This is a genomic window from Aliterella atlantica CENA595, assembly GCF_000952155.1.
GTDB lineage: Bacteria > Cyanobacteriota > Cyanobacteriia > Cyanobacteriales > Chroococcidiopsidaceae > Aliterella > Aliterella atlantica.
In genome coordinates this window covers 318,948-344,780 of the sequence record NZ_JYON01000001.1, presented here as the reverse complement: position 1 = coordinate 344,780, position 25,833 = coordinate 318,948, and the positions used below count along the sequence as shown (strand labels likewise).

Here is a 25,833-nt window from a genome sequence, read left to right as displayed (position 1 = left end):
CCTGCTTACCGTAGTTAACCTACGGCTAGATAAACCAGACGCAGCAAGTTGTTACACTCGGAAGCGTTCTACAGAGGTCAGCAAGTCGCCTGCTACTCCTGCCAAGCTTTGCAGCGAACCAGAAACTCGTTGAGCTTCTTGAGACGTTTCTTGGGCTGTTAGTTCTACAGATTGTACTACTGTTGCTACTGTGCGCGATGTTTCAGTTTGCTTGACGGTATCGGCAGTAATCGAACGGACTATACTATCAATCCGATTGGACACTTGCACGATGTCATCGAGAGACTTTTTGGCTTGTTCGGCTAGGTTTGTTCCTTGAATAACTTGTTGAGTACCTTCTTCCATCGCTGTCATAACCGAACCCGTTTCGCTTTGGATTTGTCTGACGATTTGTTCGATTTCTTTGAGTGCTTTAGCAACTCTATCGGCTAGCTGGCGGACTTCATCAGCTACGATCGCAAAACCTCGACCTGCTTCTCCGGCTCTTGCTGCCTCAATACTGGCATTGAGAGCGAGTAAGTTGGTGCGCGAAGCGATTTGCGAGATTAAAGCAACTATTTTGGAGATTTCTTGCGAAGATTCTGCCAAACGTTTTACTTTTCGAGTTGTTTCGGCTACTGTTTGTCTGATTTCTAAAATACCTGCTACCGTCCGATCTACTGCTTCACCGCCTTTTTGGGCTGTACTTGAGGCAGAACGAGCAACGATTTCAGCTTCTTTAGCATTTTCTGCTACCCTTTGAATCGCATCTGTTAGCACTTGTACAGAATTGAGGGTGACAGCGAGTTCTTCAGCTTGACGCAAGGCATCTGACGATAAATCGCGAGCAAATAGTTCGCTATCTGTTGCGCCTTGGTTTACTTGCTGGGCGGCTGTTTTTACTTGTTGCACGATTTCACGCAGGTTGTGAATTGTTAGGTTAAAGGAGTCGGCAACAGCACCCAAAACGTCTGCACTAACTTCAGCTTGAACTGTCAAGTCTCCCCGCGCGGCTCCTTCTACGTCGTCTAACAAGCGAATTACTTGCCGTTGCAGTTCTTCTTTAGCTTGCTCTTGTTCTTGCGCTTTGCGTTGAGCTTCCCCAGTAGTTTGAGATAGCCCTTTGACCATCGCGTTGAAATCTGCTGCTAACTGCCCAAATTCATCTTGAGAGTAAACCGTTGCTTGAGCGTTAAAGTTGCCAGATTGCAACACTTCAAATTGTGCTTTGAGGTCGGCTGTTGTTTGTTGCAAGCGCTTTGCCGATCTACCTTCTAGCACTTTGCTAGTAGCAAAACCAGCAATTCCGGCGGCGGCTGCCATTGCTAAACCGCTGTTACGGACTGCCGCGCGACTATTAACTGGTGAAAGTAACTGTCCGCCTAAAGTTACAGCAGCTACTACTAAAGCAGAAACAATGCCTACCGTTCCGGCTGTTAGCAGTTGCTTTTTGTTTAGCGATGCATTGTCCCAAGGTGCTAAAGATTGAGCTTGGGTTGTAGAATTTGCGTCTGTTTGATTTAGAGAATTATTTTTAAGATATTTGGTAGGTTCAGAACTATTAATACTAAATACTTCGGCTTCAGGATCTCTAGTTGTATTATCTTCTAAGAAAAAGCCGCTAGTTGGTTCGTCATTGTCGTCAGGTAGCAATAGCGCCCCCGACATATCTTCTAAAGACGAATCTGGCATATAGGCATCATTCATATTTGCTGCATACGACATACCTAACGGCGTGACATAATCATCTGCGTCAGCAAAATTACTATTGCTATCGGGTTGCTCGATGATTTCTTCCCGATCTTCGTACTCTAGGGGCAAATCGTTGGCAGCATTAGCTTCCAAATACGCACCGTTTTGAGATGAGCCGTTTTGGCTGTGATGACCGTTGTGGGAATTGTGTTCGTAGTCCTCTGTTTCGCCAAAATCTACTGCTTGCTCTGAGTTAACCAAACGAAACTGCTCGAAGGAAATCTCTTGCGTAAATGTATCTGGTGCATTTGTACCAGCAATCAACAAGGTGGGATCTTCATCATCGCCAGCATCTACTTCATTGTCTGCAAATGGGCGATCGCTACTGTAATTATCATCATTGCTAAAGGCATTATCTGTTGGTTGCTCTAGGTCGTCCGCTTCTGCTTGTTGGTCCCAAGCAAAAGGGTTAGCATAAGTTTCTAGCGCGTCCAGGTTGCCTGCTTGCTGATTGTAACTGTCTTCGGCATTGTCAAAACTACCAAAAGGCTGTTCTGGTTGAATATTTGAGTCAATATCAAAACTATTAGCCTCAAAATCGGCAAATGGTGCTACATCTTCTTGGTGCTGTACTGACGAGCCATTTGCGCTCGGCTCAGAATAATCGCTACCAATTAAAAATGTATTTTCTAGCTCTGCATCCGCAGGTGCAGCGTTGCTTGATGGCTCCGATGTTTGATATTGCTCGACCGCTTCTAAGCCGCTTTTAGCGCAATCAACTAGATCGATGTCGTCAGTTAAGTTTAATACTGTTTCATACTGCTTGTGAGCTACATCGTACTGCTCTAAAATGCAGTAGATGTGACCTCTTAACAGCCAACTGTTCGCGTCGGATGGAAAGTGTTCGATTAAACGGTCAACTAAAGTTGCCGCTTCTTGATAATTACCTTGAATATAAGCTTTTTGCGCCGCTTGATATTCTTGCTCGTGATTTATACTTGATGTCATTTGCCCCTCTGCTTGCTTAGATATTATGCTGCCCACAGTTCGCTCTGTATAATTGCTGTTTGATCTAACAGTTGCAGACTTTTGTGGGTACGTTCATCTAGCAACCACTCGCCCTTGACAAAGTTTGTCACTTTCTCTGACAAAGCCTGCTGGTGCGTCTGCACTTTTTCTCCATCCAACCATTCCATTCCCACGATTCGGTCAACCGCTAGCCCTACCATTGTGTCTTGTTCGGCGATCGCAATTACAGGCATTTCCGAGCGCTCTGTATTCAGGGGGCTTGTTTCCCCAATTACATAGCTAAGGTCTGCTACCCAGATGACTCTACCGCGTAGATTCATCGTCCCTAGTAACGAGTAGGAGGCATTGGGAATTGGTGTAATTCGATCTAAGGGAGCGGAAATCACTTCTCGAACTATCGTTGCTGGTAGCGCAAATTCCCGCTCCGCAGTAACGTAAAAACGCAAGTATAGTTCGCCTTCTTTTGTTTCTAAATCTTGGAATTCAGTCAGATTGTGCTTTTTACTACTTGTTGTTAAAGAGCCTGGATTTTCCATCATGCCACCTCTAGTTAACCTCGTAGTAGTTGTTTGACTGTTCCGACCAATTCTTTTGGTTGGAACGGCTTGACTATGTAAGCATCTGCACCTTGTTTCATGCCCCAGTAGCGATCGAATTCTTCGCCTTTGGAAGAACACATAACTACTGGTACGCCTTGAAGATTGGGGTCGGTTTTCAGCCGCCGACATACTTCATAGCCGTTCATTTTGGGCATGACGATATCTAGGACTACTATATCTGGACGAAAAGTTTGAACTTGCTCCAAAGCTTCCATCCCATCGTGAGCGATCTTGACTGTTAATCCATTACCTTTAAGCAGATCGGTAATCATCTCTCTTTGGGTAGGACTATCTTCTACAACTAAAACTGTACTCATAATTGTTAATTTGCCTTGTGGTTTCAACGCTCCAGCCGAGGAACGAACTACCATGATTTATCGTAAATAATGATTAATCAATTTAGTAGCCTAGTAGATTACTTTTTTGACTAAACAGTAAAAATGAAATGTAAACTAGATTTTGTAATGGGCTGTTTATTTCATGGATTTTCAAGTATTAATGCTTAATAGAACTGAGATCCAGCAGAAAATGTATAAATTAAACGCTTCAGCTTAAAAAAGAATAATGCTGGAACGCACGCGGTTGTTTTCAACTAGCCTACACAACTAAAGTACAAGTTAAACTTAACGCTATCGATGCTATGTATCCAAGCGAAATTTCACTGAGAAGTGGCTTCGTTTCCCCTACAGTAAGGTTTTAGGTCAGTGGATGTACGGAGATATAAGATAATACTTCATGTTGGTTATCCCAGCCTTTAAATGCTAGCTTTGATTGACCTCATTAATGCTACTGATCTTTAGCTGTTTTTCTACCAGCATAAATAAAATAGCGCTGGTAATAGTTCAAGTAGGCAGCACGTCGCCTGAGTCTGCCAAAGAAGCGATCGCAAGTTTAACTACGTGCTGAAAGTAACTTTTTTAACGTAGGGTGGAAAAGCAGGTGGCTTTGAGTCATCCATCGGTTTATAAGCGAAAGGTAGTTTCAGGGGGATAGCTTTAATTATCTATAGCCATGTAGAAATGGCTGCATCTGTTTATGTCCAAGCGCCCGCAGGTGAAAAGTCCCGATCGCAAGTTAAGTTTACCCGCGATATTGTTCCATGTTTTCACGGGTATAAATAATATCTAAAATGAATAAATTTGTTACCATATAGAAATAAGTATGAGGAAATAGGCGACAATTCTTAGCAAACAGTGCAAAATAGATTAGAGCAATAATTAAATTGTGGTGTTAAGCCGGATACCTCTAGTGTCTGGTTGCACAAATTACTTACTTATAAGTAGTTACAGGTTATTAGTAGTTGTAATTGCCGTCACTAATTCAAAATAGAAGTGAGATGGTTTTGCTGGCGTAGTCTGCACGCCAATAACAGGGCAGAAATCCTAATCTGTTGTTGGCGCTTAAATTTAGATTCAAGCAGACGGACTAAACCATTGAGGCAAGGTTTAGCCCTAACATCGGGCATTAAATATATTTAAGAGGCGATCGGTGTGCTGTATCTAGCAGAAGTACAAAAGCAAAAAGTAAAGTCTGGATTTATGGGTTCTGCCAAAGCAGAACTAAAACTACTAGCTTATCAACGAGCGGATCAAAGTTGGACTCCCGTACCGGGAGAAGAAGCGATCGCCGCAGAGGAGGTAAACCACTTAAATCCTGGGGCATTAGTCCTAGCAGATTTAAATCCCAATCGGCAAGTGCAGCAAGTTAGAGAAGCGGGACGACCTTTAGTTGGGATTTTACAGGCATTTTCTCGCCAATTAGAAAAGTCCAAAGCTCAGGAAGAAGAAATCGAGCAATGGAAACAGTCTCTAACTTATCAAAGTGAGGAACTAAACCGCCGCAATATGGAAATGGAAGCGCGGTTAGATCAGTTGCAGCATATCGAAGAAGATGTGCAGAGGCTAGAAGTACAGCAGCAAGAAGTAGAAGCAAATAGGCAAACTGTAGCCGAACTGCAAGCAGAAATCGATCGCAATCGCAGCGAACTAGAAGGCGCTTGGGAACACTTGCGAGGCGAACAGCGGCGTATGGAGGAACAGCAAAGCACGGTCTTAGATGAAGGGACTAAGCAGCAGTTACAAGAACTATTAGACCGTTTATCTGGTAGTGTGCCGCCGATAGTGACTTTGCGAGAGCAAATAAGCCTCTCATTTGAGACGATCGCCAGCCAACAAAATATTTTAAACCAGCACTGGCAAAACTTAGAGCAGCAACGCGGGACGGCGGAAACTCAGCAAGCAGAAGTCGATCGTCAAAGTGCTAGCCTAGCAAGCCGTCGCGACCAATGGCAGCAAGCACAAGCGGCTTTTGAGCAAGCACAGGCGCAATTACAGGCGCAAACTGCGATGCTCAATTGCAGGCAAAGTTACGTGCAAACGCTAGGAACAAAACTGCGCCAGCAAGAAGAAATCTATCAACAAATTTACCGTTTGATCGAGCCTAGCAGCGATGTCAAGGTAGATGTAGAAGCTTTGGAAAAAATGCCTGTAGAGCAGCTACAGCAAGTTGTCCAAGATTTGCAAAGAGAACTAGATAGCGCTTCTCGTTTCGTTAACGATCAAGAAGAAGAACTAAGATTGCAGCAGCAAACAATCGATCAACTGCAAGGCAAGTTGGGACAAGCTAGCGATAGCGATCGCTTTAGTATAGAAGCAGAACTAGCTGATGAGCGCGACACCTACCAATTTCTCAACGAAACATTAGTTGGTCAGCGGCAAAATCTCCACGAACGTAAGGAAATTTTAAGCCAGCATCAGGCAATATTGTGGCGGCGACAAGGACTTGCACCAGGAAATAAGCAGGATGACTATAGAACTGATTTAAGTCCAATAATCGCTCAGGTGGATGCCCTCAAACAGCAACAGGCGAACGAACTGCAATTTGGAGAGCAAGAAGTTGAGCAATTGAGAGCGAAACTACAACCAATGCAGGAGGATGTAAATCGCCAAAGTAACGAGCAGCAAACGCAACGCCAAGAGTTGCAAAGTTGGGAAGAAAGCTTGCTGTCATTAAAAGTTGCAACGGCCCAATGTTGGGGTAGGGTAAATCTTTACCAAGAGATGCTTCAACCAGTTCAAGATAATTTGGATGAGTTGAGGCATAAATTAGAAACAATAGCGGCGACTATAGAACACGTCCAAGATACAGGAGAACATCAAGTACAAGCTGTCAGTCAAATGCGCGAGCGGTTGCTAAGTATGATGGCTGGTTAAATTAGGAAAAAACTTAAAACTCAAACCTTAACTCAAAACTAAATAAATCCAGCCTGTTTCTACTTTAGCGATCGCTCCTCCAGGAAAAGGGTCGGTTTGAGCTTTGTTGGGAGCAGTTATCAGGGCTGTTAGTTTCTCGATTTGCTCGAAGGTAAGGCTGCGATCTAAAGCTTGACATAGAAACTGGCGCATAACGCGGCGCTGGAGGGCTAAAGGTGCAGTTTGCAGAATGTGACGATTTAATTTAAGCGGATCTTGGGGATGTGTTGCTTGGTGCTTTAGTTGTTGGGCTGCAAATTCTAGGTATTCTACGTCAGCGTGTAATAGTTCTGCAGTTTGGGCTAAGGCTTGCTCTACTTGCGGGTTAAAGTTATTTTGCAAGTAAGGAATTAATTCAAGGCGAATGCGGTTGCGGGCGTATTGTAAATTTTGATTGGTAGCATCTTCCCAAATAGGCAACTGCATATCTTGACAAAATTGCGCTGTTGTATGTCTGCTTACTTCCAACAATGGGCGTACCAGCTGGAGGCGATCGCTAAAATCGCGTTGCCAAGTTAAAGCTTGCAATCCATCTGCACCGCTACCACGCATGAGGTTATAGAGGAGTGTTTCCGCGCGATCGCTTTGCGTATGACCTGTAACTATGTATTGATAGTCATTTTGGCAGGCGATCGCGCTCAGGGCTTGATAGCGCCACGTTCTTGCTGCGGCTTCGCTAGGTAAAGAGCGATCGGCGGTAGTGCAGTAAAAGGGAATTGCCCAAGTTTTAGCTAAGTTGGCTACGTGTTGGGCGTTGGCGGCGGAATCATCACGCCAACGATGATTGCAATGAGCAATCGCCAGAAACCAGCCCCATTTGGGTTGTAAGTCTAAAAGTAACTTAATTAAGCATAAAGAGTCTTGTCCCCCAGATACAGCAACTAGCAAGCGGCGATCGCGGGGTAAGAGGTGGCGCGATCGCAAAGTACGGTGGATTTGAGCGTGTAGAGAAGTCCAAGGGGGGCGAGCGCTCATTTAGTTTTCTAAAGCTTTAATTTGCTGGCGGATATCGTCTAAAGGTGATTCTGGGCGATCGGGGCGAAATTCTAGACTAATGCGGATTTTTAACTTGCCTTTTTTCCAATTACTGTTAGGCTGAAGCATTTCACAATCTACACCCTCCTCATACCATCTTTTTCGCTCTTTATAAGCGTTTTCATCTTCCCAATGATGAAAATCTATTCCTATTGCTTTTGAATTTATGTGTTTTAACAATTCGCCTGTCTTAAACATAGGATGAGAGAGCCATATTCTTTCATTAGATTTTGGTACGGACAAGACAGTGTCTTCGTTATCTATAAACTCAAATTCCATATATTTAACCTTGAATGACTAAAAACTATAATTCCCAAAAAATAGCGGTCAGCTTCTACTGTTGCTGACCGCTACTTAATTTTTGCTAATTGCTTAGAAGAACCAGCCGTAAGAATGTAAGCCTTTGCCTAATAAGTTGACACCCAAATAGCAAACCCAAACGACTACAAACCCAGCAGCAGCTAAGATAGCCGGACGACGACCTTGCCAACCGCGTGTAATGCGAGAATGCAGGTAAGCAGCAAATACTAGCCAGGTAATTAATGCCCAAGTTTCTTTGGGGTCCCAACTCCAGTAAGATCCCCAAGCTTCGTTCGCCCAAACTCCGCCAGCAATAATACCAATTGTCAGGAGGGGAAAACCTAGCCCGATAATCCGATAGCTAATGTTATCTAAAGTTTCAGCAAGGCTGAGGCGTTGAGGTGAAAGCGGTGCTGCTATAGACTCAGTTGCAGTTGCCAGCTTGAGTACGGCAGTATTACCGTTACCATTAAATTCAGCAGCATTAACTTGCGGCTTCGTAGCTAAATCAGTAGCGCGGTGCAGGCGATAGCCGCCAGTACCTACAGAACTACCATGCAATTCGACATTTGCGCCGCGAGTTACGACTAAAAAAGCGATCGCCAGTAACGAACCTACCATCAAAGCTGAATAACTCAGCATCATGACACTGACGTGCATCATCAGCCAGTTTGATTTCAGCGCTGGAACTAATGGTTCCGATGTTTGCATTTCTGAAGGTAAAGTTAGGGTAGCAAAAGCGGCGATCGCCATTGCTACAGGTGCGGTAGCAACTCCAACCAAACGGCTGCGGCTGTTGTTTTCCGCAATCAGGTGGATGGTAGTAATGCCCCAAGCTAAGAAAAATAAGGATTCGTAGAGATTGCTTAAAGGGAAATAGCCAGCTTCTATCCATCTTGCGCCTAACAATGTGGCAATACACAAATTAGCGATCGCCATTCCGGCTGTACCTAAAGCAGGTAAATAGTTTAGTTGCGGAAATGCTGCCCCAATCCAGTAAACGAGCATGGTGGCAAATAAAACAGCAAAAGAGGCGTTATCTAGCCAATTTTGTAGTAAAACTAGGTTCATATAGTGCGTTCTCCCGATCGGGTACTAAAAATTAGTATTTGTTTCGATCCTATCCTCAAGTTAGGTTTTAGTCTCGATTTGATTGTTAAAGAAATCGTTAGCAATAGTTAAGGCGACGGTGTGGCTGGTACGCTAGGGCTTGGTAAGGGCTGAGGATTTCCGGCTTTGTTGAGCATCATAAATACGTCATAGCGGATGCTGCGGGGATCGCTAACGGCGGTTGTTACTCCTATAGAGCGCACTGCGGCTAGGAAATCTTGTTGATTGGGGATAAATTGCGGTAGCGGTAGGGCTTTGAAAGTAGGATTTATATTTAAGAAAAACTGCCCGTTATTAGCTTTAAGTTCGGAAGGCACAGTTTTTTGAAATTCCTCGGTGCTTGCTAAGTTAGCAGGTGATTGAGGAAGAATTTTTTCGGCTACAGGTGCGCCCAAAGCAAAGAAAGCGACATTATCATCTAACCATCCGTGAGTGGCTGTAACTGTGCCATAGGGAGCTACCCAGTTTGTGACTGGTTTACCCGCAACTTGCGCTTGTTGGATTTTGAATTGATAGCGATCGCTAATTGCTCGATCTAGTTTCCCAATTGCTTCTTTAGCTTTACCAGCATCGCTTGCTTGGACTAAAAATGCTAGCGAGAGCGCAAAATCATTAGGTGTAGAATCTGTTTTAGCCGTAGCTGGAATTACAGCAAGTGAAAATTCGCCGTTCATCCAACTGAGCAAATCTTCGTCTAGATCCAAACCTGTCAGGCTTTTGACACCGGAACGCAGATTTTCGGGCGGAAAGGGCGCAATGGGATTAGCGTTTACTCCTTTGACGTAGTCTTGCCATAACTGCTGTAAATTACCCCCAGAGAGCATCATTAGAGTTTCTGCTGGTAGGCGGCTTTGCATTTTGCCAGCATTATTTTGGACTACATGAGTGCGATCGCTATTTGGTTTCAACCAGGAAATACTTTTAAATTCTATGCCTTCTGGTTTTAGGTCAACTGTCGCTGCTAAACCTTGATTTTGCTGGAGTTTGGCTAACGCTTGCGGTGAAAGCGATCGCCGAGGATTGTTATTAACTACTGTAGCGGCAGCAGGAACGTTGACATATATTTGGGCAAAGCGATCGGTATCGCTAATTTTACTTAAACTTTCGCTGTAACCAGCTAGCTTAGTTAGGGAATTACGATTTTTAAAGGTATCGATGGCTCTTTCTGTAGCTTGGGGATTGTCGCTGACTACTAAAAAACGCCGATCCAATACTGTTGCTGAATAACCTTTGGTTTCCTTGACTTCTTCGCCTTTATAGTTGCGACTTTTCCCCGATTTGGGTTGAGCGAGAATCTGTTGAGCAACATCGGGTTTGGCAATTGGTAATACTGCTACTATTGATTGCTGCGTCCCTGTAGGCGTTGATGGATTAGCTTGTGGTGGGACAATTGCTAGAGTTATTTCTTCGCCTACCCAAGGTTGAATGTCTTGCTGGTAGTTGTAACCGTTGGCGGTTAAAAAGCGATCGCGCATCTCTACTAGATATTTATCTACCGCAGCTTGGGTTTGAGGCGTGCCAAAGCTGCGTAATTGCTGCCACTTAGCTTGTTCGGTAGAGACAGAAACTACTAACAAAGCATTTTGCGGCACAATATTAATGCCAGGGGGCAAATTTTCAGCTAATTTCTGCGGTTGAATTAATAACCAGTAAGCTGCTATCCCACCACCTACGAGCAAGCTAGCTGCCCCTATAGTCAATAGCAGAGAAGATTTACTTTTCTTAATCATTGAGTTTTAATGCAGTTAGTCGAACAAGCTATGCAGTGCCATTGATACTGTAGCTAATTGCTAGCGGTTGTTGACCGAACAATCTCAGGTTGAAGACAAGTCTTATCTTGAGGTGCGGGTTACTTTTTTAAATAAAAGATAATTGTAGAATTAATTTTTGCTCAATAGGAGCAACTGTTGCTTGCTCCTATTGCTATAACTGTGAAGCTTTAGCCAAAACGTCCGCTGACGTACTCTTGAGTTGATTTTTCTTGAGGATTTTGAAAAATTACTTCTGTGTTGTCGTGTTCTACTAAGTAGCCCATTCTCCCACCTTTACCTGTAGGTTCGACGTTGAAAAAAGCTGTCATGTCAGATACCCGCGAGGCTTGTTGCATATTGTGGGTAACAATCACAATTGTGTATTGTTCCTTGAGTTCTTGCAGTAGTTCTTCGATTTTGATGGTAGAAATTGGATCGAGAGCAGAGCAAGGTTCGTCCATTAAAATTACTTGCGGTTGGACTGCAACTGCACGCGCAATACATAAGCGTTGTTGTTGTCCGCCAGAGAGTGATAAACCACTTTGCTTGAGTTTATCTTTAACTTCATCCCATAAAGCAGCTTGTCTGAGCGATCGCTCTACCAATTCATCCATATCGCCGCGATAGCCGTTAATTTTAGCGCCAAAGGTGATATTTTCGTAAATTGACTTGGGAAATGGGTTCGGTTTTTGAAATACCATCCCAATTTGTCGGCGTACCTCTACAGGATCGATGCTAGAGGCATAAAGGTCTTGATTGTAGTAATAAACCTTGCCCTCACAGCGAAAACTATCAACTAGATCGTTGAGACGGTTATAGCAGCGCAATAAGGTACTTTTACCACAACCTGAAGGACCGATAAAAGCCGTGATCTTGTTTTTGGGGATATTTAGGCAAATGTTTTTAAGAGCAAGGAAATTGCCGTAGTAGACATTCAGATTTTCTGTACGCAAAACAGTCTGCGTTTGATTGAGCGTTGGGGTTGTAGTAGCCATATAGGATTGGGTTTGAGATTGGTTGTAGACAGTAGTAATGAGCGAGCGCGCAAGATAACAGGAGCAATAAAATTTTGGCTAATTAAATTAGTGCCTATGACAAGCAAACATACTTACTAAAAATTTAAAACTTAACGCGAGGATATATATATTTCTATCTTTAGAGCGATGCTGTTTACTTTCAGTATTTTGACACTAATTAGAAACGTTTGCGGGTAGCCAGGCGAGAGATAATGCTAGTAATTAGAACTAACATGACCAAAACTAAAGAAGCAGCCCAGGCAAGTTCTTGTTGGTTGTCGAATGGCACGATCGCAAAGTTGTAAACCAAAACGGCTAAAGAAGGTGTAGGCTCTGTTAAGCTAGTAGGCCAAAACTGCGTAAATAAAGCAGTAAATAACAAAGGTGCAGTTTCTCCTGCTGCCCGCGCAATCGCTAAAGTTGTGCCAGTAACAATAGCTGGAATAGCTACTGGTAAAACGACTTGAACAACAGTTTGAAACTTTGTTGCACCAATTCCTACAGCAGCTTGACGCAAGTCTTGAGAAACTAACTGCAAAGATTCGTCTGTAGTCCGGACAATAATTGGCAACATTAAAATTGACAGTGCAATCCCACCTGCGATCGCGCTAAAACTACCCATAGTTAGTACAACTACACCATAAGCAAATACCCCAGCAATAATCGAAGGTACGCCGCTAAGAACGTTAGTTGCAAACCTGATCGCGTCAGCTATTTTGCCCCTGCTAAATTCAGTGAGATATATTGCCGCCAATACACCAATAGGAATGCTAATTAAAGCAGCAATTCCTACCATTATTAAAGTGCCAACAATTGCGCTACCAAAGCCGCCGCCTTCTACTAAAGGAGGGGGCGGTAGTTCGGTAAAAGCACTGATATTTAGCCGACTCAAGCCTTTAATCGTGACGTAACTTAAAACTGCCACTAGAGGGATAAGAGCGATCGCCGCGCAGGCAAACGCGATCGCACTCATTACCTTGCCAAATATTGCTCTATGAGGCTGCGTTGCACCAATAAAATTTTGTTTTCCGCCTGAAGATGCAAACCGCTCTTGTTTTTTAGATACCATACTTGATGTATTTTTGCTTTAAGGTGGCGTTTCAATGCGATCGGATGCGTCCAACTCTGCGGACTACCAACTCTGCCAAAATATTTACGAGCAGTGTTAGCCCGAACAAAATTAGCGCTGCATACATTAATGCGGAAATTTGAATGCCATCTGCTTCTGCAAATTGATTTGCTAGCAAAGAAGCAACTGTATTGCCTGTAGTCAGGATAGAAGGGCTAATCCGGTTGGAGTTGCCGATAATCATGGTAACAGCCATTGTCTCCCCCATTGCTCTACCTAGCCCTAGCATTGTCGCTCCTACAATGCCAGATGTTGCCGCTGGTAGCAAAACTCGGAAAATTGTCTCCCAGCGTGTCGCCCCTAGCCCGTAAGCTGCTTGACGCAAGTCGGGAGGCAGAGAGACAAGGGCATCGCGGGATATCGCCGTGATAATTGGCAAGATCATAATTGTCAAAATTATACCCGCAGGCAATATCCCTGGACCTACTGGGGGAGTGCTGAAAATCGGCAGCCAACCTAAGTAGTTATGAAGCCATCTACCTATAGGATTGAGAAAGGGAATTAAGACAAAAATGCCCCACAAGCCATATACTACGCTAGGAATTGCTGCTAGTAGTTCGATGAGAAATACAACTACAGTTCGCACCGATGCGGGTAGAAAGTTCTCGCTCACCACTATTGCTGTTCCGACTCCAATTGGTACAGCCAAGAGCAAAGCAATAAAGGCAGTGACTAAAGTACCGTAAATTTGAGGTAATGCGCCGTATTCTTCAGCTACAGGATTCCAAGCTGTGGAACTAAGAAATCCTAAACCATATCTTTGAATTGCTGGGAATGCTTCGATCGCTACTTCCAAAGCGATCCACAGCAATACCCCAGCGATCGCCATTGCTAACAATCTTGTCAGCCAGACAAAACCCCTATCGAGATTTTTTTCCCAGCTAGCGCGTGGTTTGATAGTTGTTTGAGCTTCTGGAGCTAACGAACTCATAGGTTGATTTCAAAATAGACTTGTGGGGGCATTTATTGGCTGCAAACTACTCTACTTACTCAGAGTATCTACTGCTGCTTCGACTTTGCTAACTACATTTTCTGGTAGAGGTACGTAACCAAGTTCGCTACTAAACTTTTGTCCTTCGCTCAAGCCCCACTTCAACATATTTTCCATTGCTTGCGCCTTAGTGGGGTCGTCGTAGGTTCTGTAAGCCATAATCCAAGAATAAGACACTATGGGGTAGGACTTATCTCCTGCTGGATCGGGCGCAAAACCTAAGAAATCTTCTGGTAGCGTTACTGACGCAAGTGCTGCTGATGCTGACTCTGGAGTTGCTGCTACATACTGCCCTGCTTTGTTTTCCAAAGTAGCAAAAGGAATTTTATTCTGGGTGGCGTAGCCGTACTCAGTGTAACCGATCGCACCTTGGGTTTGTTGAATTTGGGCGGTGACTCCCTCGTTCCCTTTAGCTCCCGTGCCTACTGCCCAACTAACAGATTTGCCTTCTCCCGGTCCGTTTTTCCACGCTGGACTAATAGCGCTGAGGTGTTTGGTTAATACTGCAGTTGTACCGCTACCATCGGAACGATAAATAACTGTAATCAGTTCATCAGGTAACTTCAAATCAGGGTTAATTTTGGCAATTCTTGGGTCGTTCCAACGGGTGATTTTGCCTAAGAGAATATCTGGATAAACGTCTCTCGATAGTCTCAAACCTTCTACGCCAGGCAAATTATAGGCAAGTACGACGCTACCTGCTGTCGCTGGGACTAAAAGAACTCCACGCGATACCTTAGCAATTTCTTCTTTAGTCATGCCAGTATCGCTAGCACCAAAATCTACCGTTCCAGCAGTAAACTGTTTGACTCCAGCACCACTACCTACTGATTGATAGCTAATTCTGGCATTGGGGTTTTCTTTGTTGTACTCAGCAAACCAACGCTGATATAGCGGAGCGGGAAATGATGCTCCAGCACCATTTAAAGTTACGCTATCGCCGCCTGTTGTGTTGGCTGCGGGGCTAGCTGATGTATTAGTATTTGCACTCGGAGCGTTGGAAGTCTGCGGCTGACAAGAAGCTATACCAAAAGAAAGCGCTACTATAGGCAGCAAAAAGGCTCTACGAGTTGAGTCAATGCGAGAAAACATAAAAAGCTCTGCGTACTTTTACGAGTATTCGTTTCGACATTAGCGCTTTGTGGTAAACACAGGGTAAAGAAAAGGTTAACGATAAAAAAAGCTGTTGCCGAAGATTAATTTAATTTAATTAATGTATCTATTCCATTGATGTATCAAATGTTATTAGATGTCAATAACAGAGTTAGCAATATAAGTTACTTAAATAAATAGCCAGTATTGATGTATTCTCTTACTTTCTATTTTAGCTTGTAGTAACCAGGACAAATCGAGTGGTAAAATGCCAACACCTAAGTCATGCAACCGAGGGGCAAAAAGTGGTTCAAGCACCCCCATCAACAAAGTGCGATCGCGTCGATCCTCAGCTAAGTAGTCAAGCAGAACTAAAACTGTGGCTCGATAATTTAGCTGATAGTGTTATTGCTGGAGAATTACTACAGCGAGAAACAGCGATCGCGCTTACCCAAATAGAAGGGCAAGAAAATATTTTACTGCTGTGCCAAGCAGCGGATAAAGTACGTCAAGCTTGCTGTGGTAACACGGTAGATTTATGCAGCATTGTCAACGTCAAGTCAGGAAATTGTTCGGAAAATTGCGGCTTTTGCTCGCAATCAGCGCATCATCCTGGTAACGATTCTCCAATTTACGGCTTAAAGTCAGAAACAGAAATTATCGCTCAAGCCAAAGCCGCCGAAGCTGCGGGGGCAAAGCGTTTTTGCTTAGTCAGCCAAGGGCGCGGTCCTAAGTATGCTAACTCTAAATCCACAGAGTTCGAGCAAATTTTGGCAACTGTCAAGCAAATTTTAGCCCAGACAAATATTAAACCCTGCTGTGCTTTAGGAGAAGTAACGCCAGAACAAGCACAAGCGCTAAAAGCAGCAGGAGTAACCCGCTACAACCACAATTTAGAAGCAGCAGAGGACTTTTTCCCGCAGATAGTTACTACCCATAGTTGGCGCGATCGCGTCGCTACGATTAAAAACCTCAAAGCAGCAGGAATTCAAGCTTGTAGTGGGGGAATTATGGGCTTAGGTGAAAGCTGGGAAGATAGAGTAGATTTAGCTTTGGCGTTGAGGGAACTAGAAGTAGAATCAGTACCCTTGAATTTGCTCAATGCTCGTGCTGGAACGCCACTAAGCGATCGCCCCAAGCTAGATCCTTACGAAGCACTCAAAGCGATCGCTATTTTCCGCCTCATACTACCCAAGCAAATTTTACGTTACGCTGGCGGGCGCGAAGCTGTAATGGGAGAACTCCAGGCATTAGGTTTAAAAGCAGGCATAAATGCTATGCTAGTCGGTCATTATCTCACCACAATGGGACAACCACCAGAACAAGATCGAGCAATGCTCAAAGAACTTGGACTTACTGGCGGCGAAGCTCCAATTCCTGGTGAATGGCAGCAAGATCGGGAATAATTTAGAAAGAAAATTTATCAACCCCTGCTTTGTCCCTTAGACGTAGCACTGCTATGTCTCTACATTTTTTGCTCCCTACTTTCTAAACAATAGTGGCTGTCCCCAATCAACTACTATGGGCTTTTATTGGTTTACTCCTAACTATTGGAGGAACTTTCCTAGAAGCTTATTTCACCAGTTCGCCTTGGAATTGGAACCATAATGGCGTTCAATCTTTTGATATTGGCGTTACTTATCAAGTTGGCGCTGTACTATTAGTTGGTTGTGTGGGTGGCAAAAATGCAGGGGCGATCGCCCAAATTGCCTATTTAGTCCTCGGTCTAACTTGGCTGCCTATCTTTGCTCAAGGGGGAGGACTAGAATACTTAAAACAGCCTTATTTTGGCTACCTATTAGGATTTATTCCTGGTGCTTGGATTTGTGGATGGCTTGCCTTTAAAGCCCAGCCGAAGTTAGAATCGCTTGCTATTAGTTGCATTTGTGGTTTATTTGCTATTCACATTACTGGACTGATCTATTTGGTTTCTAGTTACGTTTTTAACTGGATGAATCCGCAAAATTTATCAATATTTCAAACTGTCCTAAAATATTCGTTATATCCTTTACCAGGGCAGCTAGTAGTAGTTTGTGCCGTTACTGTTCTAGCTTACTGCTTGAGACATTTAATGTTTTATTGAGATATTAACTATTTACACACAGCAGGAAGCTAGCTAGCTACTAATTAATATGAATTTTAAAAATAGTATATTTTGGATTGTTGCTGTTATTAGTTTTGTTTTCGATCAATTAACTAAATATTGGGTAGTCCAAAACTTTAACTTGGGAGAAACTCGACCGCTGATTGTGGGATTCTTTCACCTTACGTATGTCACAAATACAGGTGCAGCTTTTAGTATTTTAGCTGGCAGAGCAGATATATTGCGTTGGCTATCTTTACTTGTCAGCTTATGTTTGATGGCATACGCTTTGTTTGGCAACAAGCTCAAAAAGCTCGAACAAATTGGTTATGGTTTTTTATTAGGAGGAGCTTTAGGCAATGGAATCGATAGATTTATTGCTGGTAGCGTTGTAGATTTTCTAGATTTTCGCTTAATTAGATTTCCGGTATTTAACTTTGCAGATGTATTTATTAATATTGGGATCATTTGTTGGTTAATTGCTAATTTTTCTGAGCCATCAAATTCTAGTCGCAATCCTCGATAAATGTTATTTTTTAATAAAATATTGCCCAGATTTATGAAAAACTAATTTCATCTTTAAATCTGGGCAATTAACTTTACAGAGCTAGTTGTAACTCTATTAAATTTTCACTCTACTTGTTGCTTCTGCTTAATTAGGGAGAAGGAGCAGGAGTTGGAGTAGTTGTTCCGTCTGTAGGTGGCACTGTGGTTCCGTCTGTAGGTGGCACTGTGGTTCCATCTGTAGGTGGCACTGTGGTTCCGTCTGTAGGTGGCACTGTGGTTCCGTCTGTAGGTGGCGCTGTGGTTCCGTCTGTAGGTGGCACTGTGGTTCCATCTGTAGGCGCTGTTGTGTCTGGCGCTGGATTGTTCGGATCTGGCGTGTTGTCGCCTGCTGGTGGTGTATCAGTCGGTGGAGTTGTGCCGTCAGTTGGCGCAGGTGATGCTTCAGGAGATGGAGTTGTCGAGTCAGTGCTGCCGGGACCTGTAGTGCTACCAGGAGCGTTAGGATCTGCTCCACCAGGGACAGTAGGCGATGTTGTATCGGTCGGTGGAGTTGTTTCAGTTTCAGTAGTGCCAGAACCGCTAGTGTCGCCACCAGTTGTGCCTTCAGCACTTCCTTGACAACGGGAGTTAAGCGGGAAGCGCTTACATAGAATTTCTCTGCCTTCAGGAGAAAGCTCGATTTCTTCAGGTTTTTCATTAGTAGTGCTGGATTGCGCGATCGCTACACTTCCAGTTACCGCTAATGCAAATGTCGTACAAATGATCGTTAAATATTTTGCCTTCACACCAATTAACCTCAATTAGGCTCTGGGAATATTACAACAAACGAAGCACTCGGAAAAATCTACCTTAAAGGGGATGTGTAAATAACATAGGTATAAATAGAGATCGCTAAAGCGGTGAAGTATAGTCTAATACTTAGTTTCGTGGGTTATAAGTAAAATGGTTAAAAAGCAACATTTTTTGTCGCCTAGCACTGACAACATCAGCCCATGAGTTCTCCTTCGCCTCCCAACAAGCCGAAAACAATCTTGAGTCAAGTAACTCAAGCAGTACAAACAATTCAGGCAAAAGTAAATTTTCAGGCATTAGCACTCAACCCCAAGGCAAAAGTGCCGGAACTGTGGGTACAAGAGGCGGGAGCAGACAAGGCGGAAATATACCCCTTATTGGGCGATCGCTACTTACTAGGTCGCAGTTCAAAATCCTGTGACATTGTGGTGCGTAATCCAGTTGTCAGCCAAATTCATCTATCAATATCTAGAGATTCACATAAAGCGCGATCGCCTTTCGTCATCAAGGATGAAAACTCCACTAATGGCATTTATATCGGCAAGCGCCGCGTCAACACTTTAGAACTGCGTCATGGAGATGTATTTAGCCTCGGTCCGCCGGAGCTTGCAGCGGCAGTAAAAGTCCAATACTTCGATCCACCACCCAGCTACCTTAAAGCGGCGGCATGGGCAGCTTACGGCGTTGGTGGCGTAACCGCGTTATTAGCTCTTGCAATTGGTGTAGAGTGGACAAAATTTGCAGTTACACCTCTACCTACTCCCACCCAAGGACCTGTAGTTATTTACGCCCGCGACGGGGAAACGCCTCTACGTCAGCCCCGCAACACAGCGCACGTAGATATGCAACGTTTATCTGACTTTTCGCCTTATCTTCCAGATGCTGTAGTTGCCTCAGAAGATAGCCGTTTTTACTGGCATTTTGGCGTAGATCCGATCGGGATTTTACGGGCTGTAGTTATCAACATTCAAGGCAAAGGATTTCAGCAAGGGGCTAGCACTGTCACCCAGCAAGTTGCTCGTAGCTTATTTCGCGATTATGTAGGTGCAGAAGATTCTTTAGGACGCAAACTTAAAGAGGCTGTAGTTGCGCTCAAGTTAGAGACGTTTTACAGTAAAGACTTTTTGCTATTAACTTACTTAAATCGGATTTATGTAGGTGCAGATACCTTCGGCTTTGAGGATGCTGCACGCTATTACTTCGATAAATCAGCTAAAGATTTAACTTTGGCAGAATCAGCTACTTTAGTAGGAATTTTGCCTGCACCCAACGGTTTCGATCTCTGCGGTAATGATGGCAGTAGCTTCCAAACTATAGACTACCGCAACCGAGTGATTGCGCGGATGCTAGAGCAAGGCAAAGTCAGCCAAGAAGAAGCAAATAGAGCTAGGCGATCGCCTGTAACAATTAGCCGCAAAGTCTGCGAACGTCAAGCTAGTACCATTGCGCCATATTTCTACGCCTCAGTATTTCAAGAACTGCAACGCATATTAGGCAAGGAATTGGCAACAGAAGGCAATTATATTATCGAAACTCAACTCGATCCTCAAGTTCAAGCACAAGCCGAAGCAGCCTTGCAAAACACTGTCAGCACCGCAGGCGGTAGCTATGGTTTTTCTCAAGGGGCTGTTGTCACGCTTGATTCTAGCACTGGGGGAGTAGTGGCGCTAGTAGGCGGCAAAAACTACAAAGCCAGCCAATTCAATCGGGCGATTCAAGCCAAACGCCAACCTGGTTCGACATTTAAACTATTTACTTATACAGCAGCAGTTGAGCAAGGCATATCGCCAGGAAAAATATATTCCTGTGCGCCGATTAGTTGGCAAGGGCAGGCTTATCGGGGTTGCGAGCGATCGAGTGGTAGCGTAGATATGGCGACAGGGCTGGCTTTATCAGAAAATGCGATCGCGCTGCGGGTAGCAAGAGATGTAGGGCTAAATAAAGTCGTCCGCATGGCTGAGAGGCTAGGAATTACATCGCCCTTAAATCCCGTACCTGGCTTAGTTTTGGGGCAAAGTGAAGCTAGCGTTTTAGAAATGACAGGGGCGTTTGGAGCAATAGCTAACAATGGCAAATGGAATCGCGCTCATTTAATTAGCCGCATACTTGATAGCAGCGATTGTCGCGATCGCAATAATCTCAAAACTTGTCGCGTGATTTACTCTTTTAATCAAAGCACTGATGCGAATGTCCAGGTATTGCAGCCAGGAGTTGCCGATACTATGACTGATATGCTCCAAGGCGTTGTGCAACGGGGTACAGGTAAAAGTGCGGCTATCGGTTGGCGAGAAGCCGGAAAAACTGGTACTACCAACAACAACGTAGATTTGTGGTTTATAGGCTTTGTCCCCAGTCGCCAACTTGTAACTGGAGTTTGGCTAGGAAATGACAACAATTCGCCCACATCAGGTAGTAGCGCTCAAGCAGCAAGGCTGTGGGGCAACTATATGCGGCGCGTTGTGCAGTAGTCCCCCTGATAATTACGAATTACGAATTACGAATTACGAATTATTTAGTTTCCCAATTGGTAATTTGTACCTGCCCGCCTTTGGTGAATACTACTCTGTACTGGGCTACTGGTTGGGGTGTGGAATTAGGTGTATTTAAAGGCGGCTTAAGCAAGCTGCGGAGGGGAGTGCGCTCTATTTGCTCGTTAGCTGTAGCATCAACAGACTTATACCCAACGATCGCACCTTGGGGAGATACGACTACTTGATAGCTTAAATCCCGATCTAATGTAGCGCGGGTTTTCCAAGCTGTGTTTAGCTGCTCGTATAGCTTTTTATTCAAAGCTTCTATTTGGGTGGGATCGGTAATTGCTGGCGCTGGGCTAGGAGAACTAGACTGGCTGCTAGATTGGGGTACTGGCTTGGGTGGCTGAACTTCAGGAATTGGGACGAAGAAAAAGGCGATCGCTGCTAGTGCTAAACTTGATAGCCCAACTGTTGCAGGTACGGCTTGTTTTGCCATGTCTTGACGCGAAGCTACATGGCGCTGGGAAACAGGTGCGATCGCTAGCGATAAGTTTGGTAATGTGCGACTATCGGCTAAAAATTGGTCTACTGCTTCAACTAAGTCAAATAGTTGTACTGTGGTTAAATCTACGCTGACTACAGCCGAGTCAGAATTATCGCTTGGACCTGCTGGGTTAGAGCGTACAGTCAATCTATGCCGATTTTTCTCTACTTTTTGTACCTGTACTAACTCTTGCTCGAAGTTGTGGGCTTCAGGGTGAGGAATTTTACTTAAAAACTCCTGGGCGTAAGCGCTAACGGCTTTAACTAAACTTTCTAAAAAGTCTCTACCGCCAGTTAAAGGCTGTTGCTGGGAATTGGGGAAATGACACTCAGCATTGACTAACATCGAAATTAGCGATCGCCCATCTGTAGGAGACTGGGCATTTGCCTCGCTTAATCCTTCTAAAATTAATATGCAGCTTGGTAGGCTGTACTTGCGTTGAATCGTCATTCTACTTCACCGTCAAACAGACTAACCCAAAACCGTTGCATTCCCGCCGTTCCCGTACAAAATAGTAGTTGTTCTAAGAGGCTCAAAGCCAATTGATTTGATTTTTCTTTGGTATTATAGGCGATCGCTCCCGAACGTCGAGGATTCATGCGGCTTCTAAAGTGTGCTTGAAAACGCTCTAAGTAATTAGCTAGGCGTAAATTTTGTTCTAAGGGAATTTGTTTATCGCTCATCTGTTGATTGGCTAGCACTAATTGGCGAATTACAACTGTCAATCGCCGCGCCAAATAACAGGCAATAATTACTAGGGCTTTGGCTTCAATAACGCTTAAGGGGCGACGAGTATGCGCCCTTCTCAAAGGGTTGGTACTGCGTAATCGCCACAGATTTACTCTATTTTTAATAATGTCTTGGAGTTCTAATTCTTCAGCCACAGCTAAAATTGCCTCTGAAGAGCCAAGCTCCAAAGCTTCAATAGCTAGTAAAATTAGGTCAATCTGTACCCTAATTCTTTGCGGACACGGTTTTTCCTCGACAGATAAGTTGGGCAAACTGTCTAAAATTATCGGTAGCGATTCAACAGGTGAACTATCTAACGGCTTTACGTTCACAAAAGCATTAATCCTCACAAACTGGACAGGTGCATAGGCACTTAGCCACAATAGCATTTATATTTTCGCCAACTTTTCCCTAATCGTCTCCATCTAGGTAAGTGGCTAATCAAGTTTTACTTTATCGGTTCGGTTACTGGGGCTTTTTGTTTTTTAATTTAAACTCTTTGTGTCAGATAATTTAACGGTGTCATAGTTTGATACCGTTAAAACCCAGTCCTAGTAAATTTACAGGTAATAAGTCAACAATAGTCAATAAAAATAGATAATTCAAACCAATATAACTTTCTAGTGTACGATTTTCAGAGCCTATCTAGTTGGCTCAAGCAATTCATTGTATATCTTTGTTAAGTTATCTTTGCGCTCATCAAGCTTATGGATTTACAGTCGTTAATTCGCGATATTCCTGACTTTCCCAAACCTGGGATTATGTTCCGAGACATTACTACTTTGTTGCGCGATCCGGCTGGGTTGCGTTATACGATTGATACTTTGGCAGAAAAAACTGAGAGTTTGGGCGCTGAGTGTATTGTCGGGATGGAGTCGCGGGGGTTTATTGTCGGCGCTCCTTTAGCTTACAAGTTAGATGTAGGCTTTATTCCCGTCCGCAAGCCTGGTAAGTTGCCTGGTGAAGTTCATTCCATCGAGTACGAGCTAGAGTACGGGATGGATTGCTTAGAGGTACACCAAGATGCTTTAAAACCAGGAACTCGCGTGCTAATTGTAGACGATCTAATTGCTACAGGCGGTACTGCTGGCGCTACAGCAAAGTTAGTCCAACAAATCGGCTGTCAATTGGTAGGTTTTGGTTTCATTATTGAGCTACGAGATTTACAAGGACGCGATCGCCTGCCCGATGTGCCGATTGTAACGCTGGTAGAATACTAGAGCTTTTCATAAGCCTATGATTCACTAGACAAAAGGGACTACAGGAGGCTCGGCTAGCGATCGCGCCAAGCCGCAATCTGTAATTGATAATTTGCACATTCGCGCATTACAATCAGTGAAAGTAAAAAAGCGCTACCAATCAAAAACCTCCTTGCACCAAAGATTTTTGATGGGGCTTGTACCCAAATTAATTACGAATTATCAAGCTTCTGGGTTCTGGCAGGAAAGCGAAAGCTAATTAAGATATGACTTCTACTAAAGTATCCGTAACGGCAGCTTGGGACTGGTTGAATGGACTAATCAATAACGAGACGTTCGTTTATGTAGTTAAGCGAGTGTTGCAAGCTTTGTTGACGCTGCTGTTAGCCTCGTTTCTGTGCTTTTTTATCATTCAGCTAGCTCCTGGCGATTATCTGAGTACGCTGAAGGCTAATCCCAAAATTTCTCCAGAACGTATTGAAGAATTAAGAGTCCAATTTGGTTTAGATTTACCTTGGCTAGAACAGTATAGGCGTTGGCTAGTGCAAGTAGTAACTCAAGGCAACTTTGGTCAGAGTTTTGTCTATCAACGTTCGGTAGCTTCGCTATTATGGGAGCGCGTTCCGGCTACGCTGCTGCTAGCTATTTCTTCTTTAATTGTTACTTGGGCGATCGCTATTCCGCTAGGTATTCTCGCCGCTGTCAAACAAAATCGTTTGATAGATAGGATTTTGCAAGTTATTAGCTACGCCGGACAAGGTTTTCCTAGCTTCATTACAGCTTTATTACTGTTAATTCTGGCGCAAAATGTCTCTCCTCTATTTCCTGTAGGAGATATGACGAGTATCAATCATGCAGATTTATCGCCGTTTGGTAAAATTTTAGATATCGGTTGGCACATGATTTTGCCTACTATTGCTTTGAGCATTACTAGCTTTGCTGGCTTGCAACGCATTACGCGCGGGGAATTGTTAGATGTATTGCGCCAAGATTATATTCAAACAGCACGTGCTAAGGGATTACCAGAAAATCGAGTTATCTACGTTCACGCCCTCAGAAATGCAATTAATCCTTTAATTACACTGTTGGGATTTGAGTTAGCTAGTTTGTTAAGTGGCGCTTTTATTGCTGAATTTTTCTTCAATTGGCCAGGTTTGGGGCGATTAATTTTGCAAGCTGTAACTGCTCAAGATATTTATTTGGTAATGGCAAGTTTAATTATGGGCGCTGTGATGTTAATTGTGGGCAATTTGCTTGCTGATTTGTTACTTAAAGTTGTAGATCCGCGCATTCGTCTAGAAAATAGTTAGTTCGTGCGATCGCTCAAGTTGGAAAGCGCTCACGTTAGTATATGTTATGCAAGTTTATTATCTTCTTCGCTCTAAAGCTGATGGTAGCTACTTAGTTGCTCGAATAAATAATGATGAAGCACCAGCAGCTAAAACCTCTAATTATTTGTTGATGTTTAACGAACATTTTGATGCTTTGAGTTATCTTAATACTCATGGCAAAGATGTAAGCGATCGCTTTGCGGTGGAGTCTATTGCGGCAACTCAAATAGCTAATTTAATGCAAAGGTGGGGCTTCAAGGGTGTAGGAATAGTGCAAGATCCAATACTACCAAACATCAATTTTGTAGCTAAAAGTTAAATAATTTTATTGATTATTCACGAACGAAAAATATTAATAAACATATCTATCTTGATGTAGATGGATTAATGACAAGAGAGTAGGCTAACATATATCATTGTTCGGGATTTTAGTTAGTTTTAGTTCATAAAAGCCTGAATAATAATTGATATTGCTAGGAGAAAGTCGATATGCGTATCCGCTTCAATTTGTCTAACCTACGTCCAGTCCGTTTCTTAGTCGCTGCTTGTGTTTGCGCTTTATTGTTACTCTCTAACGCTTCACCTGCATTCAGCGATCCTGTAAACCCGACTGCAAGGGGCAGTTCTCCTCAACAAGGCGAAGCAAATCTTCAATCTATTGAAAAGGAAGCACAAAAAGCAGTTTTAAAAGATCCTTATTCGCGAGAGGAAACTACAGCTAAGGCTAATCAAGGTCTTAATGAAATTCAGGGAACTGCTGATATCGATCAAATGAATCGCCCTGAAAATTCTGGAGATGCTATTTCCGTTGAAGACAAGTCTAAGAATTTCCTAGAAGGAATTCTTGGCAAAAAGGATAAAGATTAATTGCTGTAGTTGGGCGATCGCTTTGTTACGTTCAAAACCTCTCAAGATCGCGACTTATTTGTGGCAGCAGTAGCATTTGGCATTCATTACTGCTAGAAAGCCTTGAAATACTCCCTACCCTACACTTATGTTAGCTGTGGGGTATTTTGTTATGTACGATCGTATTTATCGCTAGCACTAAGCGATCTTCTTCTAATTCAATGTTCTTAATTAAGCGGGCGGCGAGAATCGAACTCGCATCATTAGCTTGGAAGGCTAAGGTTTTACCACTAAACTACGCCCGCAATTCAATATTGGATATTGCAGAAATATAATAATAACACGATTTCATCA

23 protein-coding genes and 1 tRNA gene are annotated in these 25,833 nt (G+C 43.6%); 9 read left to right on the top strand and 15 right to left on the bottom strand.

Features of this window, described 5'->3' with window-relative positions; genetic code table 11:
• Positions 1–51: 51 nt before the first annotated feature.
• From UH38_RS27570 to UH38_RS01610, 3 genes are read right to left on the bottom strand one after another with little or no spacing between them, the layout of a single operon-like run.
• Positions 52–2,679, bottom strand: a complete 2,628-nt coding sequence (locus UH38_RS27570; protein ID WP_045052841.1) for a methyl-accepting chemotaxis protein — start codon at positions 2,677–2,679, stop codon at positions 52–54.
• Between the two features lie 23 nt (positions 2,680–2,702).
• Positions 2,703–3,239 (bottom strand): chemotaxis protein CheW, encoded by a 537-nt coding sequence (locus UH38_RS01615; protein ID WP_045052840.1) that lies wholly within the window; start codon positions 3,237–3,239, stop codon positions 2,703–2,705.
• Between the two features lie 11 nt (positions 3,240–3,250).
• Positions 3,251–3,616 (bottom strand): response regulator transcription factor, encoded by a 366-nt coding sequence (locus UH38_RS01610; RefSeq protein WP_045053042.1) that lies wholly within the window; start codon positions 3,614–3,616, stop codon positions 3,251–3,253.
• A 1,173-nt stretch (positions 3,617–4,789) separates the two neighbouring features.
• Here UH38_RS01610 and hmpF point away from each other — a divergent pair.
• On the top strand, positions 4,790–6,511 hold the full coding sequence (gene hmpF, locus UH38_RS01605) for a pilus motility taxis protein HmpF (RefSeq protein ID WP_045052839.1): 1,722 nt from the start codon (positions 4,790–4,792) through the stop codon (positions 6,509–6,511).
• 27 nt (positions 6,512–6,538) lie between these two features.
• On the opposite strand, the gene tilS is transcribed toward hmpF, so the two are convergent.
• The 8 genes from tilS to pstS form a co-directional block, all read right to left on the bottom strand.
• Positions 6,539–7,525 (bottom strand): tRNA lysidine(34) synthetase TilS, encoded by a 987-nt coding sequence (tilS, locus tag UH38_RS01600; protein WP_045052838.1) that lies wholly within the window; start codon positions 7,523–7,525, stop codon positions 6,539–6,541.
• Entirely contained in the window at positions 7,526–7,864 is a 339-nt protein-coding gene (locus UH38_RS24590) for a KGK domain-containing protein (RefSeq protein ID WP_052672212.1), read from the bottom strand.
• A gap of 93 nt (positions 7,865–7,957) precedes the next feature.
• Positions 7,958–8,956: a c-type cytochrome biogenesis protein CcsB gene (ccsB, locus tag UH38_RS01590; protein WP_045052837.1), complete on the bottom strand. Its 999-nt coding sequence runs from the start codon at positions 8,954–8,956 to the stop codon at positions 7,958–7,960.
• A gap of 107 nt (positions 8,957–9,063) precedes the next feature.
• A complete protein-coding gene (locus UH38_RS01585; protein ID WP_045052836.1) occupies positions 9,064–10,725 on the bottom strand; it encodes a DUF3352 domain-containing protein in 1,662 nt (553 codons plus the stop codon).
• 209 nt (positions 10,726–10,934) lie between these two features.
• Positions 10,935–11,741 carry a phosphate ABC transporter ATP-binding protein PstB gene (pstB, locus tag UH38_RS01580; RefSeq protein ID WP_045052835.1) on the bottom strand — a complete coding sequence of 269 codons (807 nt, stop codon included), beginning with the start codon at positions 11,739–11,741 and terminating at the stop codon, positions 10,935–10,937.
• Positions 11,742–11,940: 199 nt separating this feature from the next.
• Complete coding sequence (gene pstA, locus UH38_RS01575) at positions 11,941–12,831, bottom strand: phosphate ABC transporter permease PstA (protein ID WP_082065271.1); 891 nt, start codon at positions 12,829–12,831, stop codon at positions 11,941–11,943.
• A gap of 31 nt (positions 12,832–12,862) precedes the next feature.
• The gene (gene pstC, locus UH38_RS01570) at positions 12,863–13,822 is read right to left on the bottom strand and encodes a phosphate ABC transporter permease subunit PstC (protein WP_045052834.1); all 960 of its coding nucleotides are present in this window, start codon (positions 13,820–13,822) and stop codon (positions 12,863–12,865) included.
• Positions 13,823–13,873: 51 nt separating this feature from the next.
• The gene (gene pstS / locus UH38_RS01565) at positions 13,874–14,974 is read right to left on the bottom strand and encodes a phosphate ABC transporter substrate-binding protein PstS (RefSeq protein ID WP_045052833.1); all 1,101 of its coding nucleotides are present in this window, start codon (positions 14,972–14,974) and stop codon (positions 13,874–13,876) included.
• Between the two features lie 305 nt (positions 14,975–15,279).
• Here pstS and bioB point away from each other — a divergent pair, with 305 nt between their 5' ends.
• From bioB to lspA, 3 genes are all read left to right on the top strand, one after another.
• A complete protein-coding gene (gene bioB, locus UH38_RS01560) occupies positions 15,280–16,380 on the top strand; it encodes a biotin synthase BioB (RefSeq protein WP_045052832.1) in 1,101 nt (366 codons plus the stop codon).
• A gap of 89 nt (positions 16,381–16,469) precedes the next feature.
• A complete protein-coding gene (locus tag UH38_RS01555; protein WP_045052831.1) occupies positions 16,470–17,057 on the top strand; it encodes a biotin transporter BioY in 588 nt (195 codons plus the stop codon).
• Positions 17,058–17,106: 49 nt separating this feature from the next.
• Positions 17,107–17,583, top strand: coding sequence for a signal peptidase II (gene lspA, locus UH38_RS01550; protein ID WP_045052830.1), 477 nt, complete (start codon positions 17,107–17,109; stop codon positions 17,581–17,583).
• Between the two features lie 130 nt (positions 17,584–17,713).
• Here lspA and UH38_RS01545 read toward each other — a convergent pair whose 3' ends face one another.
• Positions 17,714–18,349, bottom strand: a complete 636-nt coding sequence (locus UH38_RS01545; protein WP_052672211.1) for a hypothetical protein — start codon at positions 18,347–18,349, stop codon at positions 17,714–17,716.
• Between the two features lie 207 nt (positions 18,350–18,556).
• Here UH38_RS01545 and UH38_RS01540 point away from each other — a divergent pair, with 207 nt between their 5' ends.
• Complete coding sequence (locus UH38_RS01540) at positions 18,557–20,824, top strand: transglycosylase domain-containing protein (RefSeq protein WP_045052829.1); 2,268 nt, start codon at positions 18,557–18,559, stop codon at positions 20,822–20,824.
• A gap of 40 nt (positions 20,825–20,864) precedes the next feature.
• On the opposite strand, the gene UH38_RS01535 is transcribed toward UH38_RS01540, so the two are convergent.
• Positions 20,865–21,824, bottom strand: coding sequence for a DUF4335 domain-containing protein (locus UH38_RS01535; RefSeq protein WP_045052828.1), 960 nt, complete (start codon positions 21,822–21,824; stop codon positions 20,865–20,867).
• Entirely contained in the window at positions 21,821–22,447 is a 627-nt protein-coding gene (locus tag UH38_RS01530) for a DUF3038 domain-containing protein (protein ID WP_045053038.1), read from the bottom strand. Before UH38_RS01530 ends, UH38_RS01535 begins: the two co-directional genes overlap by 4 nt.
• A gap of 363 nt (positions 22,448–22,810) precedes the next feature.
• Between UH38_RS01530 and UH38_RS01525 the strand changes: the two genes are divergently transcribed.
• From UH38_RS01525 to UH38_RS01510, 4 genes are all read left to right on the top strand, one after another.
• Positions 22,811–23,323: an adenine phosphoribosyltransferase gene (locus tag UH38_RS01525; RefSeq protein WP_045052827.1), complete on the top strand. Its 513-nt coding sequence runs from the start codon at positions 22,811–22,813 to the stop codon at positions 23,321–23,323.
• 245 nt (positions 23,324–23,568) lie between these two features.
• Entirely contained in the window at positions 23,569–24,612 is a 1,044-nt protein-coding gene (locus UH38_RS01520; RefSeq protein WP_045052826.1) for an ABC transporter permease, read from the top strand.
• Between the two features lie 46 nt (positions 24,613–24,658).
• Positions 24,659–24,952, top strand: a complete 294-nt coding sequence (locus UH38_RS01515; protein WP_045052825.1) for a hypothetical protein — start codon at positions 24,659–24,661, stop codon at positions 24,950–24,952.
• A 170-nt stretch (positions 24,953–25,122) separates the two neighbouring features.
• On the top strand, positions 25,123–25,500 hold the full coding sequence (locus UH38_RS01510) for a hypothetical protein (RefSeq protein WP_045052824.1): 378 nt from the start codon (positions 25,123–25,125) through the stop codon (positions 25,498–25,500).
• Positions 25,501–25,713: 213 nt separating this feature from the next.
• Here the strand turns inward: UH38_RS01510 and UH38_RS01505 are convergent.
• Positions 25,714–25,784 (bottom strand) — tRNA-Gly (locus UH38_RS01505).
• Positions 25,785–25,833 lie beyond the last annotated feature (49 nt).